Annotated in this window: 25 protein-coding genes; 13 read left to right on the top strand and 12 right to left on the bottom strand. The window is 69.0% G+C overall.

What is annotated here, in order from left to right; translation table 11 throughout:
- Positions 1-83: 83 nt before the first annotated feature.
- The gene (locus tag LCY71_RS08915) at positions 84-1,079 is read left to right on the top strand and encodes an ornithine cyclodeaminase family protein (RefSeq protein ID WP_225332808.1); all 996 of its coding nucleotides are present in this window, start codon (positions 84-86) and stop codon (positions 1,077-1,079) included.
- Here the strand turns inward: LCY71_RS08915 and LCY71_RS08910 are convergent.
- The gene (locus LCY71_RS08910) at positions 1,076-1,255 is read right to left on the bottom strand and encodes a DUF7535 family protein (RefSeq protein ID WP_225332807.1); all 180 of its coding nucleotides are present in this window, start codon (positions 1,253-1,255) and stop codon (positions 1,076-1,078) included. The genes LCY71_RS08915 and LCY71_RS08910 overlap by 4 nt on opposite strands.
- 186 nt (positions 1,256-1,441) lie before the next feature.
- Here LCY71_RS08910 and LCY71_RS08905 point away from each other — a divergent pair, with 186 nt between their 5' ends.
- The gene (locus LCY71_RS08905) at positions 1,442-2,008 is read left to right on the top strand and encodes a S26 family signal peptidase (RefSeq protein WP_225332806.1); all 567 of its coding nucleotides are present in this window, start codon (positions 1,442-1,444) and stop codon (positions 2,006-2,008) included.
- Positions 2,005-2,211 (top strand): DUF8107 family protein, encoded by a 207-nt coding sequence (locus LCY71_RS08900; RefSeq protein WP_225332805.1) that lies wholly within the window; start codon positions 2,005-2,007, stop codon positions 2,209-2,211. The genes LCY71_RS08905 and LCY71_RS08900 overlap by 4 nt, the downstream gene beginning before the upstream one ends.
- Position 2,212: 1 nt before the next feature.
- Here the strand turns inward: LCY71_RS08900 and LCY71_RS08895 are convergent, their stop codons facing one another.
- Entirely contained in the window at positions 2,213-2,581 is a 369-nt protein-coding gene (locus LCY71_RS08895; RefSeq protein WP_225332804.1) for a cupin domain-containing protein, read from the bottom strand.
- A gap of 105 nt (positions 2,582-2,686) precedes the next feature.
- The gene (locus LCY71_RS08890) at positions 2,687-4,102 is read right to left on the bottom strand and encodes a hemolysin family protein (protein ID WP_225332803.1); all 1,416 of its coding nucleotides are present in this window, start codon (positions 4,100-4,102) and stop codon (positions 2,687-2,689) included.
- Between the two features lie 87 nt (positions 4,103-4,189).
- Between LCY71_RS08890 and LCY71_RS08885 the strand changes: the two genes are divergently transcribed.
- The 3 genes from LCY71_RS08885 to LCY71_RS08875 all read left to right on the top strand — a co-directional run bounded on the left by LCY71_RS08885 (position 4,190) and on the right by LCY71_RS08875 (position 5,704).
- Positions 4,190-4,531: a glutathione S-transferase N-terminal domain-containing protein gene (locus LCY71_RS08885; protein WP_373325125.1), complete on the top strand. Its 342-nt coding sequence runs from the start codon at positions 4,190-4,192 to the stop codon at positions 4,529-4,531.
- Positions 4,531-5,046 (top strand): redoxin domain-containing protein, encoded by a 516-nt coding sequence (locus tag LCY71_RS08880; RefSeq protein ID WP_225332802.1) that lies wholly within the window; start codon positions 4,531-4,533, stop codon positions 5,044-5,046. The genes LCY71_RS08885 and LCY71_RS08880 overlap by 1 nt, the downstream gene beginning before the upstream one ends.
- Before the next feature lie 61 nt (positions 5,047-5,107).
- Entirely contained in the window at positions 5,108-5,704 is a 597-nt protein-coding gene (locus tag LCY71_RS08875; RefSeq protein WP_225332801.1) for an L-threonylcarbamoyladenylate synthase, read from the top strand.
- A 37-nt stretch (positions 5,705-5,741) separates the two neighbouring features.
- Here LCY71_RS08875 and LCY71_RS08870 read toward each other — a convergent pair whose 3' ends face one another.
- Positions 5,742-6,392, bottom strand: a complete 651-nt coding sequence (locus LCY71_RS08870; protein WP_225332800.1) for a CRISPR-associated protein Cas4 — start codon at positions 6,390-6,392, stop codon at positions 5,742-5,744.
- Positions 6,393-6,532: 140 nt separating this feature from the next.
- Here LCY71_RS08870 and LCY71_RS08865 point away from each other — a divergent pair, with 140 nt between their 5' ends.
- Both LCY71_RS08865 and LCY71_RS08860 read left to right on the top strand, forming a co-directional pair.
- Entirely contained in the window at positions 6,533-6,880 is a 348-nt protein-coding gene (locus LCY71_RS08865) for a hypothetical protein (RefSeq protein ID WP_225332799.1), read from the top strand.
- 94 nt (positions 6,881-6,974) lie between these two features.
- A complete protein-coding gene (locus LCY71_RS08860; RefSeq protein ID WP_225332798.1) occupies positions 6,975-7,265 on the top strand; it encodes a DUF7344 domain-containing protein in 291 nt (96 codons plus the stop codon).
- A gap of 2 nt (positions 7,266-7,267) precedes the next feature.
- Here LCY71_RS08860 and LCY71_RS08855 read toward each other — a convergent pair whose 3' ends face one another.
- Positions 7,268-7,930 carry a helix-turn-helix domain-containing protein gene (locus LCY71_RS08855; protein WP_225332797.1) on the bottom strand — a complete coding sequence of 221 codons (663 nt, stop codon included), beginning with the start codon at positions 7,928-7,930 and terminating at the stop codon, positions 7,268-7,270.
- A 204-nt stretch (positions 7,931-8,134) separates the two neighbouring features.
- On the opposite strand from LCY71_RS08855, the gene LCY71_RS08850 reads away from it, so the two are divergent.
- Both LCY71_RS08850 and LCY71_RS08845 read left to right on the top strand, forming a co-directional pair.
- Positions 8,135-8,317 carry a hypothetical protein gene (locus LCY71_RS08850; protein ID WP_225332796.1) on the top strand — a complete coding sequence of 61 codons (183 nt, stop codon included), beginning with the start codon at positions 8,135-8,137 and terminating at the stop codon, positions 8,315-8,317.
- Positions 8,318-8,322: 5 nt separating this feature from the next.
- On the top strand, positions 8,323-8,541 hold the full coding sequence (locus LCY71_RS08845; RefSeq protein ID WP_225332795.1) for a HalOD1 output domain-containing protein: 219 nt from the start codon (positions 8,323-8,325) through the stop codon (positions 8,539-8,541).
- Positions 8,542-8,646: 105 nt separating this feature from the next.
- Here the strand turns inward: LCY71_RS08845 and hisH are convergent, their stop codons facing one another.
- The 4 genes from hisH to LCY71_RS08825 form a co-directional block, all read right to left on the bottom strand.
- Complete coding sequence (hisH, locus tag LCY71_RS08840; RefSeq protein ID WP_225332794.1) at positions 8,647-9,294, bottom strand: imidazole glycerol phosphate synthase subunit HisH; 648 nt, start codon at positions 9,292-9,294, stop codon at positions 8,647-8,649.
- 66 nt (positions 9,295-9,360) lie between these two features.
- Positions 9,361-9,948 carry a uracil-DNA glycosylase gene (locus LCY71_RS08835; RefSeq protein WP_225332793.1) on the bottom strand — a complete coding sequence of 196 codons (588 nt, stop codon included), beginning with the start codon at positions 9,946-9,948 and terminating at the stop codon, positions 9,361-9,363.
- 79 nt (positions 9,949-10,027) lie between these two features.
- Positions 10,028-10,585: an endonuclease dU gene (locus tag LCY71_RS08830; protein WP_225332792.1), complete on the bottom strand. Its 558-nt coding sequence runs from the start codon at positions 10,583-10,585 to the stop codon at positions 10,028-10,030.
- A gap of 79 nt (positions 10,586-10,664) precedes the next feature.
- Positions 10,665-10,847 carry a DUF5786 family protein gene (locus LCY71_RS08825; protein WP_225332791.1) on the bottom strand — a complete coding sequence of 61 codons (183 nt, stop codon included), beginning with the start codon at positions 10,845-10,847 and terminating at the stop codon, positions 10,665-10,667.
- Between the two features lie 190 nt (positions 10,848-11,037).
- Between LCY71_RS08825 and LCY71_RS08820 the strand changes: the two genes are divergently transcribed.
- Positions 11,038-11,649, top strand: coding sequence for an MBL fold metallo-hydrolase (locus LCY71_RS08820; protein ID WP_225332790.1), 612 nt, complete (start codon positions 11,038-11,040; stop codon positions 11,647-11,649).
- A gap of 285 nt (positions 11,650-11,934) precedes the next feature.
- Here LCY71_RS08820 and LCY71_RS08815 read toward each other — a convergent pair whose 3' ends face one another.
- Entirely contained in the window at positions 11,935-12,084 is a 150-nt protein-coding gene (locus LCY71_RS08815) for a 50S ribosomal protein L40e (protein WP_225332789.1), read from the bottom strand.
- Positions 12,085-12,210: 126 nt separating this feature from the next.
- Between LCY71_RS08815 and LCY71_RS08810 the strand changes: the two genes are divergently transcribed.
- Together LCY71_RS08810 and LCY71_RS08805 are read left to right on the top strand one after the other, a co-directional pair.
- Positions 12,211-13,254: an enolase-like domain-containing protein gene (locus tag LCY71_RS08810; protein ID WP_225332788.1), complete on the top strand. Its 1,044-nt coding sequence runs from the start codon at positions 12,211-12,213 to the stop codon at positions 13,252-13,254.
- A 205-nt stretch (positions 13,255-13,459) separates the two neighbouring features.
- Positions 13,460-13,924, top strand: a complete 465-nt coding sequence (locus LCY71_RS08805; protein WP_225332787.1) for a response regulator — start codon at positions 13,460-13,462, stop codon at positions 13,922-13,924.
- A 91-nt stretch (positions 13,925-14,015) separates the two neighbouring features.
- On the opposite strand, the gene LCY71_RS08800 is transcribed toward LCY71_RS08805, so the two are convergent.
- Together LCY71_RS08800 and LCY71_RS08795 are read right to left on the bottom strand one after the other, a co-directional pair.
- Positions 14,016-14,222, bottom strand: coding sequence for a hypothetical protein (locus tag LCY71_RS08800; RefSeq protein ID WP_225332786.1), 207 nt, complete (start codon positions 14,220-14,222; stop codon positions 14,016-14,018).
- Positions 14,223-14,336: 114 nt separating this feature from the next.
- Positions 14,337-14,846, bottom strand: a complete 510-nt coding sequence (locus LCY71_RS08795) for a DUF367 family protein (RefSeq protein WP_225332785.1) — start codon at positions 14,844-14,846, stop codon at positions 14,337-14,339.
- Positions 14,847-14,856 lie beyond the last annotated feature (10 nt).

Genomic DNA, 14,856 nt, shown 5'->3' with positions numbered 1-14,856 from the left:
GTCGTAGTTTCCAGTTACGAACGGCCGAAAGCGGAACTTCACCGGAGCCAGTTTATAAGTGTCGGCACCGCGATGTATCGGGCATGCAGACGCTCCTTCTCGGTCCCGAGGCGGTGGACGAGCACACGCCGCTCGGGGACGTCGTCGAGGCCGTCGAGGCGGCCTTCGGTGCCGACGCGCGCGGCGACGCGGTCATGCCTGCGAAGTCCTACGTCGACCTCCCGGAGTACGAGGGCGACTTCCGGTCGATGCCGGCCTACGTCGACGCCCGCGAGACGGCGGGCTGGGACGCGGCGGCGGTCAAGTGGGTCAACGTCCACCCGAACAACCCCGCGGACCACGACCTGCCGACCGTGCTGGGGACGGTGATCTACTCCGATCCGGAGAACGGCTTCCCGCTGGCGGTCATGGACGGGACGATTCTGACGCGGAAACGCACCGGCGCTGCGTCGGCGGTCGCCACCGACCACCTCGCCGTCGAGGACGCGACGTCGATGGGGCTGGTCGGCGCGGGCGACCAGGCGTACACGCAACTGGAGGCGGTGTCGCACGTACGGCCCATCGAGGCGGTCGTAGTGGCCGACCAGCGCGAGGAAGCGACGCGGGCGTTCGTCGAACACTTCTCCGACCGGTTCGACGTCCGCGCCGGGTCGATCGACGAGGCCGCGGCCTGCGACGTCCTCTCGACCGTGACGCCCGTGCGCGAACCGATCGTCGAGGCCGTCGGCGAGCGCACGCACGTCAACGCCGTCGGCGCCGACGCGCCCGGGAAACACGAGATCGACGACGCCGTGCTCGCGGAGGCGAAGATCGTCATCGACGACTACGAGCAGTGCACCCACTCGGGGGAGATCAACGTACCGTGGAGCGAGGGCCTGCTGGGAGACGCAGACGTCCACGCAGAACTCGGCTCGGTCGTGGCGGGGCAGGTCCAGGGCCGCACCGCCGAGGACGGCGTCACCGTCTTCGACTCGACCGGGCTGGCCGTCCAGGACGTGGCCGCCGCGCACGTCGCTTACGAGCGCGCGAGCGAGGCCGGCGACGGGACGCAGTTCGGCCTGGTCGGGACCGACCGCTAGCCCAGCACGCGCGAGACGATCCAGATCAGGACGGCGACGGGTAGCAGGGGCAGCAGGATGACGACCAGCAGTCCGGCCATGATGTAGCCGAACGCACCCATCTGGCTGTCCAGATGCTCGTCACTGAGCGGCGTGACCGTCCGGAGTACGGAGTCGTCCTCAGACGCGGCTGACATGCCCGAATATGGGGGCCGCTCCGGCTTTAAACCCCCGTTTCTCGCCGCGCTTCCGTGAGGACGCGACCGGCGCCGCAGTCGCGGCCGGCCTCGCAGTACCGATCTGGGGTGCCGCTGGCCGCGACCGACATCGATCACGGTACTTGCTGGCAAACAGTTATCGTCCTCCAGAGTACCACGTGGGATGTGAGCGACCGACACCGTCGCGGGGCGTGGCGTCGGCGGCGTCGAGATGGCGACTGGCGGTCCGCCGTCGGGCGCGTCACGGCCGCCCTGCTGGTCGTCCTCGCTGCGGCCGGGCTGGCGATGCCGGTGACGCCGATCAGCTACGTCGACAGCGGGAGCATGGCGCCCGCGCTGTCGCCGGGCGACGGGTTCCTGGCGGTCCCCGCGGCCGTCGCCGGTCCCCCGAAGATCGGCGACGTCGTCGTCTACCGCTCCGAGGGCCTCGACCCCGGCGGCCTGGTGGTCCACCGGATCGTCGACCGGACGCCCGACGGATACGTCACGCGTGGGGACGCCAATCCGGTGACGGACCAGCGAGCCGGCGAGCCGCCGGTCGAGCGCGAGCGGATCCTCGCTCACGCTGTCGCGATCGACGGTGACGTGACGGTCCTGCCCGGTTTCGGGCGCGCGGCCGACCGTCTGGACTGGCCGCAGCCGGCGCTCGACGGCCCGGGGGACGTCAGCGCAACGGTCCACGAGTCCGCGGGCAAAGAGCTAAGGGGAGCGCCGTGCGTTCGACGGCTATGAGCGACGACGGGTTCAGCGCGGGCGCGGAAGGATCGGAGGGCGACCCGCGGGTAGTGCTGGCGATGAACGCCGTCCTCTCGACGGCGTTCGCCGCCCTCGTCGTCTGGGGGCTGAGCTTCCTGGGGACCGTCGAGTTCTCGCTGCTGAACGTGGCGACGGGCGCCATCGTGGTGTTCGCGCTCACCTACGCCGTCACGCAGTGAGTCACTCCTCGTAGGCGTGGACGTCGTCGACGCTCGGCGCGCCGATCGCCAGGACCTTCGCCGTCTCCGACGCGTCTTCGGGGTTCCTGGCGTACTGGGGGTTCTCCGGTTCGACCACGATCACTTCGCCCCGGGTCGCCTCCAGATCGCCCTCCGGCGTCTCGACGACCAGGCGTCCCGCCAGAACGTAGAACAGTTCCTCCTGCTCGTCGTGGTAGTGGTAGGCCAGCGGTATCGGCTCGCCCGGTTCGGGCTCGTAGAGGTTGACGGCGACGTTGTCCAGTCCCGCGACGTCGCTGATCGCCCGCTGGACAGACGGCCGGTCGGGCGTCGGATCGATCTCGTCGACCGGCACGATACGATATCCCATGTCGTACGGATAGACAGTCGCCGGTAAAAGTTCAGTGCCGTTCGCGGCCGGCGTGCCGGTCGCGTGGCGAACCGGCGGTCGGAAGCGACCGGATCGGTCCGGCGGCTACTCGGGCGGGACTTCGGCGTCCGCGTCCGGGGCCGATTCGTCCGCGGCCTCGCTCTCGGCCTCGTCCCCGTCCTCCTCGGCCTGTCGCTGGAGGCGGGCCTTCTTGATCCGCGTGTTCTCGACGTCCTCGACGCGGATCTCGACGCCGTCGTACTCGATGCGCTCGCCCTCCTCGACCAGGCGGCCCGCGCGGTTGAAGATGAAGCCGGCGATGGTCTCGAACTCCTGGCCTTCCGGGAGTTCGATCTCCAGGGCCTCGTTGACCTCCTCGATGTTGACCTCGCCCTTGACGACGGCGGTGTCGTCGGCGACGAACTCGATGGGCTGTTCCTCCTCGCCCTCGAGGATCTCGCCGACGATCTCCTCGGTGAGGTCCTCCATCGTCACCAGCCCCTCCGTGGTGCCGAACTCGTCGATGACGATCACCATGTGGAGGCGCTGGTCGCGCATCTCGGTCAGCAGGTCGTCGACGTTCTTGGACTCGGGAACGTGTAGCGTCGGTTCGATGAGGTCCGCGAGGTCGGCGTCGGTGCGCTCGCCGTAGTTCTGCTCCCGGACGAGGTCGCGGACGTTGACGACCCCGATGACGTTGTCGAGGCTGCCCTCGTAGACCGGGAGACGGGCGTGCCCGGAGTGGATGCACTCCCCGATGGCCTCTTCGATGGACGATTCGGTCGATATGGCGTCCATGTCCAGCCGCGGGGTCATCACCTCCTTGGCGATGGTGTCGTTGAACCGCAGCGTCCGCTGGAGCATCTGTCGTTCGTCCTCGTCGAGGACGCCCTCCCGTTCCCCGGTCTCGATGATGTCCTGGATCTCCTCGCGGGTGACGTAGGACGTCTCGATGGCCGACCGGCCGCCGGTGATCTTGTTGACGATGCGAGTGAGGTAGTCGAACAGGACGATCAGCGGGAGGAGGACGTGCTCGGCCAGCTTCAGCGGCCGCGCGATCCGCAGCGCCCACGACTCGGTGTTCTCGACGGCGTAGCTCTTCGGCGCGCTCTCGCCGAACAGGAGCACGATCGCCGTGATCCCGAACGTCGAGATGGCGACGGCGAGGCCCTGCGAGAAGTACATCGCGAGCAGCCCCGTCGCGATCGAGGACATAGCGATGTTGACGAGGTTGTTGCCGACCAGAATGGTCACGAGCAACCGGTGGGGATCGGACTTGAGGTTCTTGAGGGTCTTCGCTCCCCGCTTGCCCTCCTCGACGAGCGACTCCAGCCGGTGGGCCGGCAGGGAGAACATGGCGATTTCCGAGGAGGAGAAGAAAGCCGAGAGACCGATGAGAACGGCGATCACGGCGATCCCGACGGCCGTGATCAGCGCGTCGGAGAGGACGAAGCCGCCGACCTCCGTCTGCAGCGGCGGCGCTACCAGCAACTCGTCTCCTGGTGGGGGATCGAAGGCCATCAGCGTGGGAACTTATGTCGGCCCCGAATTAAGCGTTTGGTCCGCCGCCGAAGGGCTTACGCCCACGTTAGACGTAGGGTCGCCCGTATGAGCGACTCGCCTATCACGTTCTACCGGCTCCAGGCCTGCCCGTTCTGCGAGCGGGTCACCCGACGGCTACAGGAGTACGGTCTCGACTACGAGTCCCGCTTCGTCGAGCCGATGCACTCCGAGCGCAACGTCGTCAAGCGCATCTCGGGCAAGCGATCGGTCCCGGCCATCGTCGACGAGAACACCGGCGTCACGATGAGCGAGAGCGGCAACATCGTGGAGTATCTGGACCGCGAGTACGGTGAGGGATCCGACGGATCCCGATCATCGTCGGAGCGGACCTCCGACGGTGGTGAGCGCTCGCGAAGCGAGCGCGAGGAAACGGGAGGTGAGGCCTGATGGACCTCGACTTCGACGTCGTCGACCTCGGCCCCGCCGATCACCCCGAGGAGGGTGACGAGGCCCCCGACTTCACGCGCCCGCTCGTCAACCACGAGTACTGGGGAGACGTCTCACTCGACGAGGTCGTCGCGCGCGAGGACGACCCGACCGTCCTGCTCTTTCACCCCATGGACGGCGCCTTCCCGGCGACGTACGTCTGGAACGAGGTTCGCGACCGCGGGTGGGTCGAGGACGCCACCGTCGTCGGGCTCTCTATCTCGACGCCCTACGCCCACGAGCGGCTGCTCGAGGAGCGCGACCTCGAGGGCGAGGTCGAACTCTTCTCCGATCCCGGCAACGGCGTCGCCGAGGCCTACGGCATCGCCCACGACCTCGACGGGATGGAAGGGATCGAGGAACCGCGGCCCGCCGTCTTCGTGCTCGACGACGACCGCACGGTCGAGTACGCCTGGGTCGCCACGGAGTGGCCCGACCTCCCCGACTACGACGAAGTCGAGTCGGCGTTCCGCTGAGCGGCACGCCGCGGCGGACCGTTCGACAACGCTTTTCTCGCCCGCCGGCCGACGCTCACACATGACCGACGTCGCCGACGCCGCCGCGGCCGTCCGCGACGGCGACCTCGTCGTCTTTCCGACCGAGACGGTGTACGGGCTGGGCGCCGACGCGCTCGACCCCGCGGCCGTCGAGCGAGTCTTCGAGGCCAAAGAGCGGAGCCGCGACAAGCCGATCTCGCTGGCGGTGCCCGACGTCGACGCCGCCGTCGAGCACACAGAACCGACGGAGCGCGAGGAGCGGTTCATGCGCGCGTTCCTCCCCGGCCCGGTGACGGTCGTGGTCGAACGCGGCCCCGACGTGCCGGACGTCCTCACCGCCGGCCGCGAACAGGTCGGGGTGCGCGTCCCCGACCACGACGTCGCGCTGGATCTGCTGGCGGCCGCCGGGACGCCGATAACGGCGACGAGCGCGAACGTCAGCGGGAACCCCTCGGCGACCCGCGTCGACGAGCTGGACGAGCGGATCCGCGAGCGCGCCGCGGCCGTCGTCGACGACGGCGAGACCGAGGGCGGGACGGGCTCGACCGTCGTCGACGTCGAGGCGGGCGAACTGCTGCGCGAGGGGGCCGTCGCGGACGAGGTCCGCGCATGGCTGGCCGAGCAACCGCAGTCCTGACGGGTAGCGGGGCCGCTGCGCGACGGCGCGGTCGTCGCTACCCGAGCATACTCTGCAGCGATCTGGTTCTGGTCCCGCACTCGTCGCGGTACTCGCAGGCGTCGCACTTCGCCTCGTCGTCGGTCCGGGCCGGCGGGCCGTCGACGGACTCGGCGGTCCTGACCGCGCGTCGGTAGGCGCCGGTCCGCCGCGCCGTCAGGTCGATCGGCCGGATCACGCCGTGGGCGGGGTACTCGGCGACGGCGCGCTCGACGCGCTGCTCGCGCTCCCAGGCCAGCGCCTTGGCCGCCGCGACCAGCCGCACCGACTGGGGCTCCCAGACCCCCTGTTCCGGGGGCCGCCCGGCGAAGGCCAGCGACGGAACGGGCGGATCGTCCAGCACCTTGTGCGCGATTCCTCGCGCCTCTCGGCCTTCCAGATAGGCGTCGCGAGCCGCGGGATCGACGAGGTCCACCCAGATCGATAGCTCGCTGCGCGCCCGCTCCAGTCGGTCGCGGTAGGTGGCGGGGTCCGGTTCGATCGGCGCCGACAGGACCGCCGCGTCGGTGTCGAGCAACTCCTCGTAGCTGAACGCGAGGTCCCTGACCGTGGCCACGCGGTCGGGCACCGCCGGGTCGCCCGCCCGGCGCCGGTAGTAGAGCTTGCGCGGACAGTAGGCCGCCACCTCCAGGTCTCGGAAGGCGTGCATGGGGCGGCCTGGTCCCGTCCCGGTACAAGAAGGTCGGGACTGCGACCCGGGTCGGTCGGCTCGCTCCGCGAACGACCGCCCCTGCGTCGCCGAGAGCGCGATGCGGTGGTGTTATGGCCGTCCTCACGCTAGCGAGGGCAATGACCGCGGTCGACGAGTGGGTCGAACGACTCGAGGACGCGGGCGAGCTCACCCCCGAGGCAGTCGACCGCATCGTGGCCGTCCACGGCACCCGCGGCCAGCAGGCCATCGAGGCCGTCGGCGAACGGCGGGTCAAGGAGTACCGCGACTTCACCGTGGTCGTCGGTCACGAGGACGAGTACGTCGTCGAGGACGGCGGCTGCACCTGCGCCGACTCCGAGTACAACCTCGACCGCGAGGACCCCGACCAATTGTGCTGGCACGCCATCGCCGCCCGCGTGGCCGCCGCCATCGACGCCACCGACGAGCACGACATGTGGTACTCCGACGTCCGGGACTTCCTCTAGGCCTCCGCCCGTTTCGGAGGATTCACGACCGCTCGTCGCCCTGCATGATACACAATGGCAAGCGATCAAGAGTGGCGACACCAAACGAACGGGCATGGACGACGAGATCTTCGAGGCGCTCGCCGATCAGCACCGGCGGGACGTATTGGTTGCGCTGCTCGCCGAGGATCGGGTCCGACCGGCGTCGGTGTGTGCTGACGCCGGCGAGGACGGAGAGTCCGAGGCGAGACGGGCCATGCTCCACCACTGCCACCTCCCGATGCTCGCGGACGCGGAGTTCGTCGAGTGGGACCGGGAGGCAGATACCGTTCGGCAGGGCGACGCGTACTCGAAGCTACGGCCGATCCTCGGGTTCATCGTGACGAAGGGAGCGGTCGAGCGGTAGCGTCACCGGTCGACCTCCTCCTCGACGGCGAGCAGCGTGTGTTCGACCAGCGTGATGATCGCCCGACGGAGCCGCTCGGTGGTCGCCTGGTCGGAGATGTCCAGTTCCTCGGCCAGCGCCTTCGTCGAGATGCGACGCGGGATAGCGTAGTATCCCTTCCGGACCGCCTCTACCAGCGCCTCCCGCTGCGGTTCGGTCAGGCCGTAGTGGGGGCCGCTGTCGGGACGCGTGGGGTTGTAGATCCGGTTGACCTCGACGGTGACGTCCGCCTCGTCGCAGCGACGCTTGAAGGCGGCGAGGTCCGCGTGGGTCTGGAACCTGGCCTGAAACTGCCAGAACTCAGACGCCGCGGTGGCGTGCAACAGGCTCGCGTCCGTGTCGAGGAACGCCGAGAACAGACTGTCCCCCGTGGCGGACCATTCGAGCGCGTAGAGCGTCTTTCCATCCTCGACCTCGACCTGGTGGATGCTCTCGACCGTCTCGTGATCGCGGACCTCGCGCTCGAAGGTGGGGCGGGCCTCGTCAGTGACCCAGAACAGCGGCACGGTGCGCTCCCCGATCGGGACCATCGTCTCCAGCGTGACCGTCGCCTCGCCGTGGACCGCCAGGACCTCGCCCAGGGTGAAATCCCGGGCGGGGACTCTGAGGTCCGCGATGACACTCATTACGGAGGAGAGTCGTCACGTCATACATAAAGACAGCCTGCATGACGTGCCATGGTATATTTAAAGGCATGGTGTACCAGGGTAGTCGGTACTCATAACCGAGTGGGACGGTTCGTATACGTACGATCGATTTCGCCCGGTCGCGCGAACCGACGCCGCGTTCAACCTCGATTCGTCGCGCCCGCGAGCGCCCACGTATCCATCATGACCGACGACATACCAGCCGTGACGAGTGACGAGGAGTTCGAGGAGGCCCTTACGCGTCTCATCACGATCGCGCACGACAACGGCGTGACCGTCGAGGGCCCCTGGCTGTGTCGCAACGGGGACGGGTCGACCAGCTGGGAGGCCATAGTGGTCGCGCTCGATCAGACAGAGGAGGACTGACACCGGTGGGCGACGACACGGTGGTTCAGCGAGTGATCGAAGCCCTCGCCGAGGCGGACGGAGTCGATCCGCTGGAACTCGATCGACCGCTGTACGAGGCCATCGAGACCGACGCACTGGAGGCGCTGGCCGAGCACGACGGCGAGTGGGCCCTCCAGTTCACCGTCGACGGCCACGTCGTCGCCGTCGACGGGGGCGACGAGGTCACCGTCGAAGTGGCCTGACTCGCCGGTGGGGACTACCGAGAGACGGCAGTCCGACGGCCGGGTGAAACGAAGAACTCGCTCGTAGCTGCGTGTTCGGAGGACCGTAGTCTGCGCGACGGATACCTACCGCTCGGCGCAGATGTCCACGAAGTTACGGAGGATGCGCAGCCCCGTCTCGCCGGACTTCTCGGGGTGGAACTGCGTGCCGAAGACGTTGCCGCGCTCGTTGGCGACGATGGAGGCGAACTCGACGCCGTAGTCGGTGGTCGTGACCACGGCGTCGGGGTCGTCGGGCTCGGCGTAGTAGGAGTGGACGAAGTAGGCGTACTCGCCGTCGATCCCCTCCACGATCGGGTGGTCGCGCTCGACGTCGAGTTCGTTCCAGCCCATGTGCGGGACGGTCTGGTCGGCGTCGAAGCGGACGTTCCGGCCGGGGATCAGGTCCAGCCCCTCGACGTCGCCCTGTCCGGCGTGGGCGGCCTCCTCGCTGGTGGTCAGCAGCATCTGCATGCCGAGGCAGATGCCGAACAGCGGCGTGCCCGCCTCGGCCTGCTCGGCGAGCGCGTCGCGGAAGGGGCCGGCGTTCTCCATGCCCTCGCTGAAGGCTCCCACCCCGGGGAGGACGATGCCGTCGGCGGCGTCGAACTCGGCGGGGTCGTCGGTGAGCCTGACGGCGGCGTCGGCCCGCTCCAGCCCGCGGGTGACGCTCCGGAGGTTCCCCAGCCCGTAGTCGACGACGACCACCTCGGCGGCGGTCTGCTTCGTGGCCATACGCCCACTTCGCCCAGCGGGGGTAAGTGGCTTCCCTTTCCTTCAAAACTCCCGGCTGCTCCCCCGTCAGAAGTCGCCGAGTTGCTTCTGGCCGCTCTCCTCGTCCGTGTAGTCGGCGGCGGCCTCGATGGTGTCGAAGAAGACGTCGCGCTGGCTGCGGTCGTACAGCGTCGCCGCCGGGTGGACCGAGATCAGGACGTGCCGGCGCCCCCCGCCCAGTTCCGCGTCGACCAGGTCGCCCGCCTCAGTGGTGACGGCGACGTCCCGCTCCAGCAGGTGTTCGGAGGGGACCTTGCCGATCGGGACGACCAGCTCGGGGTCGACGAGTTCGATCTCCCGCTCCAGATACCCCCGGCAGTTGTTCAGCTCCTCCTTCGTTGGGTCGCGGTTCTCCGGCGGCCGACAGCGCACGCAGTTGGTGATGCGCACGTTCTCGCGGTCGAGCCCCGCCTCCAGCAGCGCCTCGTCGAGGACGTCGCCCGACCGGCCGACGAAGGGCTCGCCCTGCTGGTCCTCCTGCGCGCCGGGGCCCTCGCCGACGAAGAGGATGTCGGCGTCGCCCGGGCCCGTGCCGTTGACGATCTGCGATCTGGACTCGACGAGCGCCGGACAGCGCTCGCACTCGGGGACCTCGAGACCGTCCATGTGACCCATGCTGCCGCGTTGGGGCGGACCGGCAAAAGGGATGCTGCCTCGGTCGCGGTCCGCTCTCCCGGCGCGGCTGCGGCCTCGGTCAGGTCTCGCGGAACGACTCGGCTGCGCGCGCCGCCAGCCGCGCCACGCGCAGCGGCTCCGGCCGGCCGCCCTCGGGCGTGAACCCGCGGACGACGTCGGCGGCCTCGTCGTCGGCCAGACCGACCGCCCGGACGTACACCGTCTCGTCGTTGACCGTCACGGGCCGGCGCTCGGGCTGGGCCCGGTAGGCCTCGATCCGGTCCTGCGCCGTCGACTCGTCGTCGAACGCCTCGCGGATGGCGTCCGCCAACCCGGGACTGGCCTCGTAGGTCACCGACAGGACGGGCAGTCCCGTCCGCTCGTGTAGCGCGCGCAGGTCGACCACGTTGAACCAGGCCGGTGCGACGCCCGAGACGACGAGGTAGCGCACGTCCTCGCGGTCCAGCCGCTCGACCATCGCCGCGATCGCGTCGGTCGCGTCGCTCCCGCCGACCGTGCACTCGCCGAAAACGAACCCGTCGACGACTCTGCTCGCCCGGACGACCGAGCCTGCGAGGGTGCTCGTCTGACCGCTGTACGACTCTGCCACGCCGAGGGCGCGCACCCCGGTTTTCATACGGACTGTCGTCCCCGTCCGCCGGTCGCCGCTGGCCCCGTGGCCAGCGACGTCCGGAGACGGGTCACAGCAGTCGCTGTCACGTGTTCTCGTCTTTGATGTCCTCCAGACGGTCGAGAAGCTCGTCGTTCGAGGCGGTGAACTCGTACTCGACGTCGCCGTCGTGGGTGTTTTCCGCGGCTGTAACGCCGTCCTCGTCGTCGAGATCGGCGTCGTACTCCTGATTTTCCTGTTCGGACTCGTCGTAGCTCCCGAACCCCATACAGGAACACCTACGTGATTCTTCCTGAAAAATCACTCGGCGGTTCTGGCCGTCGTTACCCGGGCAGCGCGGGCGTTATCCGTCTGACGAATGACACTACCCGCTGACATCTTTCGGAGCGGTGAGTGCGGGTTCGTCCGAAGTCGCCCTCGCCGGAAGAGACAAGCGGCGGCCGGCCGACGCCACGCACATGGAGGTCCACACCGTCACCGAGGACGCCGAGTCGTTCACCTGCAACGCCTACCTGGCGCTCGGGGAGACGCTGACGCTGGTCGACGCGGGTGCCTACGACGGCGTCGTCGACGCCGTCCGCGAGCACACCGACGACCTCGACCGGGTCGTGCTGACCCACCAGCACGGCGACCACGTCGAGCAACTGGACGCCGTCGTCGACGCCTTCGACCCGACGGTGTACGCCTACGACGACCACCCGCTCCGTGACGAGCCGGTGACCGACGGCAGCGAGGTGGCCATCGGCGACGAGGACTTCGACGTCGTCTACACGCCCGGCCACGCCGACGACCACGTCGCCTACGTCTCCGAATCGACGCTGTTCTCCGGCGACGTCGTGGTCCACGACGACGGCGCCTTCGACTACGGGAGCTTCGGCCGGACCGACATGGCCGGCCAGTCCCGCGAGCGGCTCATCCAGTCCATCCGCGACCTGCTCGACCGGCTACCGGACAGCGTGGAACACATGTACTCCGGCCACGGCGACACCTTCAGCGGCGACGTCCGCGACGTCGTCGAGACGGCGCTGGAGCGCGCCGAAAAGCGCGAGCCGAAGTACCCCGACGAGTAAGGACCGGTTCAGTAACGAGCGTACTGGAAACAGCCAGAAAGCTCCGGCCGGTTCGGCTTTCCAGGCGGACGGGACTGAAAGGGGCTGCCGGCTCGACGAACCCGGACGACGTAAGGACCACAGCGAACGGAGTGAGCGAGGACCGCAACGAGGCCCGGGAGTCGAGCCGGCAGGGGCTTTCTGGTTGTTCGTACCGGAGCGACGGCAGTAGACGACGTGATCCGAAGGGACGACAGCGCAACAGCTACTTGGGGAACTGAGAACGACGAAGAGAAGCGGACCGGATCAGGCGCTGCGCGGTTCGGCGGCTTTCGGGCGGAGCTTCTTGTAGCCGCACTTCCGGCACTTCTCGGCCCGCGGGGAGTTGCGGGCGTTGCAGCGCATGCAGATCTGCTTGGTCAGGAGCCGATTTTCCGCTTTCTCGAACTTGGCCATACGCGTGGGTACCCGTCGGCGCGGTTAAGCGTTTCCGAATCGGGTCGGGCAGCGCGAGCGGAGAGCGTAGCGACCCACGAGCCGCGAGACCCTGCGCTTAACTGCCGAGCGGGTCAACCACGGGGCATGTACGACGCCGTCGCCGACCTGCCGCTGCGCGTTGAGGGCTACGAACTGGGCGTGCGCGAGCGGGACACCTCCAGCGGGTTCGCGCGGACGACCACGACCGTCGCGCTGCGCGGGGACGGCGAGACCGGACGGGGCGAGGACGTGACCTACGAGCGCGAGGACCACGTTCCGCTGTGGGACCTGAACGTCGACCTGGCGGGGGAGTACACGCTGGACGGCTTCTCCGAGCGACTGGACGAGGTCGACCTGTGGCCCGAGCAGCCGAGCCGCGAGACCTCTCGTCACTACCGGCGGTGGGCCTTCGAGAGCGCGGCGCTGGACCTGGCGCTGCGGCAGGCCGGCCAGCCGCTGGGGGCGGCGCTGGACCGCGAGTACGACACCGTTCGCTTCGTCGTCTCGACCCGGCTGCCGGAGGACGACGGCCCGCCGACGGCCGACCGGGTGGAGCGCTGGCTCGACGTCGACCCGGAGATGGAGTTCAAACTCGACCCCACGCCCGCGTGGGACGAGGATCTGATCGGGACGCTGGCGGCGACCGACGCCGTCCGCGTGGTGGATCTGAAGGGGCTCTACGAGGGGACCGAGGTCAGCGTGGAGCCGGGCGCGGAGTTCTACCGCCGCGTCGTCGAGGGGTTCCCGGCGGCGCTGGTCGAGGACCCCGCGCTCACCGACGAGACCCGACCCGTGCTTGACGGCCACGGAGACCGGATCACCTGGGACTATCCGATCACCGGCGTCGAGAGCGTCCGGGAACTCCCCTTCGAGCCCGAGTGGCTCAACATGAAGCCCTCCCGCTGTGGCACCGTCGAGTCGGTACTGGGGCTGATCGACTACTGCGAGCGGGAGGGGATCGACCTGTACGGCGGCGGCCAGTTCGAGTTGGGCGTCGGCCGCGGCCAGCTCCACGCGCTGGCGTCGCTGTGCTACCCCGACGCACCCAACGACGTCGCGCCGATGGCGTACAACGACCCCGAGCCGAAGTCCGGCCTCCCGTCCAGCCCGCTCGACCCGCCCGCGGAGAGCGCCGGGTTCGGCTGGTGACTCGACGCAGGCGGGGGTGCGGCCGTCGGGCCCCGTCACCTCGACGGCGGGCGAGTGACCGAAAGTCACCTGTGAGGGACGGCCCAAACGAGGGCGTCATGAGGACGCTGCCCGGACGCACTGCGGTCCGCCGGTCGTCGCCTCCCCGCAGCGGGCGAGCGAGCAACGGGTTCCGCTCCCACCCCACACAGGACGGTCGAGTGCGATGACGGGGACGGACGCGGACATCCTGCTGGTCGAGGACAACCACGGCGACGTCCGCCTGATCGAGCGGGCCTTCGAGACGCGGGGCCTCCCCGGCCGGCTCCACGTCGTCCAGACCGGCGACGAGGCGCTGGACTGGCTGGCCCGGCGCGGCGAGTACGACGACGCGCCCCGTCCCAGAATCGTCCTGCTGGACCTGAACCTGCCCGCGACGAGCGGATACGCCGTCCTCGAGGCGATCAAAGCGGACCCCGACCTGCGACGGATCCCGGTGGTAGTCCTCACCAGTTCCCAGTCCGAGGACGACCTGATCGACGCCTACCGGAAGCAGGCCAACGCCTGCCTGATCAAACCCGTCGACCCGGACGCGTTCGCCGACGTGATCGAGGCGTTCACGGACTTCTGGCTGTCGACCGCGTCGCTCCCGCCCGCGCCCGACGCGGACGGCGGCTGTAGTAGAACCTGAAGCGAGTTACACGTCGAAGGGCGTCCCGGGTTCCCTTCGAGTGTGTCAGTGCGCTCGATTTCTACTACAGGATCGACGGCCGCGCGGAGACTCACTGGCGCTCCCAGGCCTCGGGTGCGACGTCGAGCCGCTGCACCACCGGTCGGTAGGCGAAGACGACGGCGACGATGACGACGAGTTCCGCCCAGAACCCGATCTCGCCCACGAGCGCCCGGACCAGCGTCAGCACGAGGAACACCAGCAGGAACATCGCGACGTAGTGGGGCAGGACCTGTCGGAGCGTCTCTGTGTCGACCATACCGGTCGTTCGGACCGAACCCGGAAAACAGCGGCGCGTGGCGGGCCGTCCGTATCCCCGGCTCCGGTGTACGACGCTCATAAAAGAGCGTCGCGTGTCGCCGACGGTATCGTATCACTCCTCCGCTAGATACTCGTCCTGCACCGCGACGACCTCAGACGAGTCCGCGCAGTCGGCGTACCGAGAGAGGGGCTCCTCGTTGAGCTCCAGGAACGTGTGGCCCCAGCTGAACGGCTCCAGAACCGCCTCGGCCTGCTCGCGCTCGCCGAGGATGGCCAGCGCCCCGGCGAAGGCCTCGGCCGTGTTCAGCTGGAAGGCGTTGCCGAAGTTGACAGGGTTGCCGGCCACGAGGAAGGGTAGCGATCGGTGGATCCCCTCCAGGTCGAACGCCTCCCGTTCGGCGGTCTCCCAGGAGCAGTCCAGCGCCACCAGCCGGTCGTGACGCGCCCCGCTGCCCCGCCGGTCGGCGGGCGAGAGCGCCTGCTCGGCGAAGGGATTGAGGACGATGCCGGACGGCGTCGACCGCGTCGATTCGTGCAGCGCCGCCAGGTCGAACTGCGAGAGTCGGCGCGCACTGCACTTCTCCGGGTCGTCGTCGCCCTCGTAGCGGACGTGCAGTTCCACGCTCCGGCGT

Source organism: Halomicrobium urmianum (assembly GCF_020217425.1).
Taxonomy (GTDB): Archaea; Halobacteriota; Halobacteria; order Halobacteriales; family Haloarculaceae; genus Halomicrobium; species Halomicrobium urmianum.
Note: the sequence above shows the minus strand (reverse complement) of the source record. Positions and strands in the feature narration are given on the sequence as shown.

Coding starts and splice junctions, on each gene's coding strand:
- LCY71_RS08855 (WP_225332797.1), bottom strand. CDS start 7,930: ATGAGTGTCATCGCGGACCTCAGAGTCCCCGCCCGGGATTTCACCCTG.
- LCY71_RS08815 (WP_225332789.1), bottom strand. CDS start 12,084: ATGGCCAAGTTCGAGAAAGCGGAAAATCGGCTCCTGACCAAGCAGATC.
- LCY71_RS08890 (WP_225332803.1), bottom strand. CDS start 4,102: ATGGCCTTCGATCCCCCACCAGGAGACGAGTTGCTGGTAGCGCCGCCG.
- LCY71_RS08805 (WP_225332787.1), top strand. CDS start 13,460: ATGACGGGGACGGACGCGGACATCCTGCTGGTCGAGGACAACCACGGC.
- LCY71_RS08870 (WP_225332800.1), bottom strand. CDS start 6,392: ATGCACGCCTTCCGAGACCTGGAGGTGGCGGCCTACTGTCCGCGCAAG.
- LCY71_RS08865 (WP_225332799.1), top strand. CDS start 6,533: ATGACCGCGGTCGACGAGTGGGTCGAACGACTCGAGGACGCGGGCGAG.
- LCY71_RS08810 (WP_225332788.1), top strand. CDS start 12,211: ATGTACGACGCCGTCGCCGACCTGCCGCTGCGCGTTGAGGGCTACGAA.
- LCY71_RS08910 (WP_225332807.1), bottom strand. CDS start 1,255: ATGTCAGCCGCGTCTGAGGACGACTCCGTACTCCGGACGGTCACGCCG.
- LCY71_RS08800 (WP_225332786.1), bottom strand. CDS start 14,222: ATGGTCGACACAGAGACGCTCCGACAGGTCCTGCCCCACTACGTCGCG.
- LCY71_RS08915 (WP_225332808.1), top strand. CDS start 84: ATGCAGACGCTCCTTCTCGGTCCCGAGGCGGTGGACGAGCACACGCCG.
- LCY71_RS08900 (WP_225332805.1), top strand. CDS start 2,005: ATGAGCGACGACGGGTTCAGCGCGGGCGCGGAAGGATCGGAGGGCGAC.
- hisH (WP_225332794.1), bottom strand. CDS start 9,294: ATGGCCACGAAGCAGACCGCCGCCGAGGTGGTCGTCGTCGACTACGGG.
- LCY71_RS08825 (WP_225332791.1), bottom strand. CDS start 10,847: ATGGGGTTCGGGAGCTACGACGAGTCCGAACAGGAAAATCAGGAGTAC.
- LCY71_RS08820 (WP_225332790.1), top strand. CDS start 11,038: ATGGAGGTCCACACCGTCACCGAGGACGCCGAGTCGTTCACCTGCAAC.
- LCY71_RS08850 (WP_225332796.1), top strand. CDS start 8,135: ATGACCGACGACATACCAGCCGTGACGAGTGACGAGGAGTTCGAGGAG.
- LCY71_RS08885 (WP_373325125.1), top strand. CDS start 4,190: ATGAGCGACTCGCCTATCACGTTCTACCGGCTCCAGGCCTGCCCGTTC.
- LCY71_RS08880 (WP_225332802.1), top strand. CDS start 4,531: ATGGACCTCGACTTCGACGTCGTCGACCTCGGCCCCGCCGATCACCCC.
- LCY71_RS08835 (WP_225332793.1), bottom strand. CDS start 9,948: ATGGGTCACATGGACGGTCTCGAGGTCCCCGAGTGCGAGCGCTGTCCG.
- LCY71_RS08860 (WP_225332798.1), top strand. CDS start 6,975: ATGGACGACGAGATCTTCGAGGCGCTCGCCGATCAGCACCGGCGGGAC.
- LCY71_RS08875 (WP_225332801.1), top strand. CDS start 5,108: ATGACCGACGTCGCCGACGCCGCCGCGGCCGTCCGCGACGGCGACCTC.
- LCY71_RS08895 (WP_225332804.1), bottom strand. CDS start 2,581: ATGGGATATCGTATCGTGCCGGTCGACGAGATCGATCCGACGCCCGAC.
- LCY71_RS08830 (WP_225332792.1), bottom strand. CDS start 10,585: ATGAAAACCGGGGTGCGCGCCCTCGGCGTGGCAGAGTCGTACAGCGGT.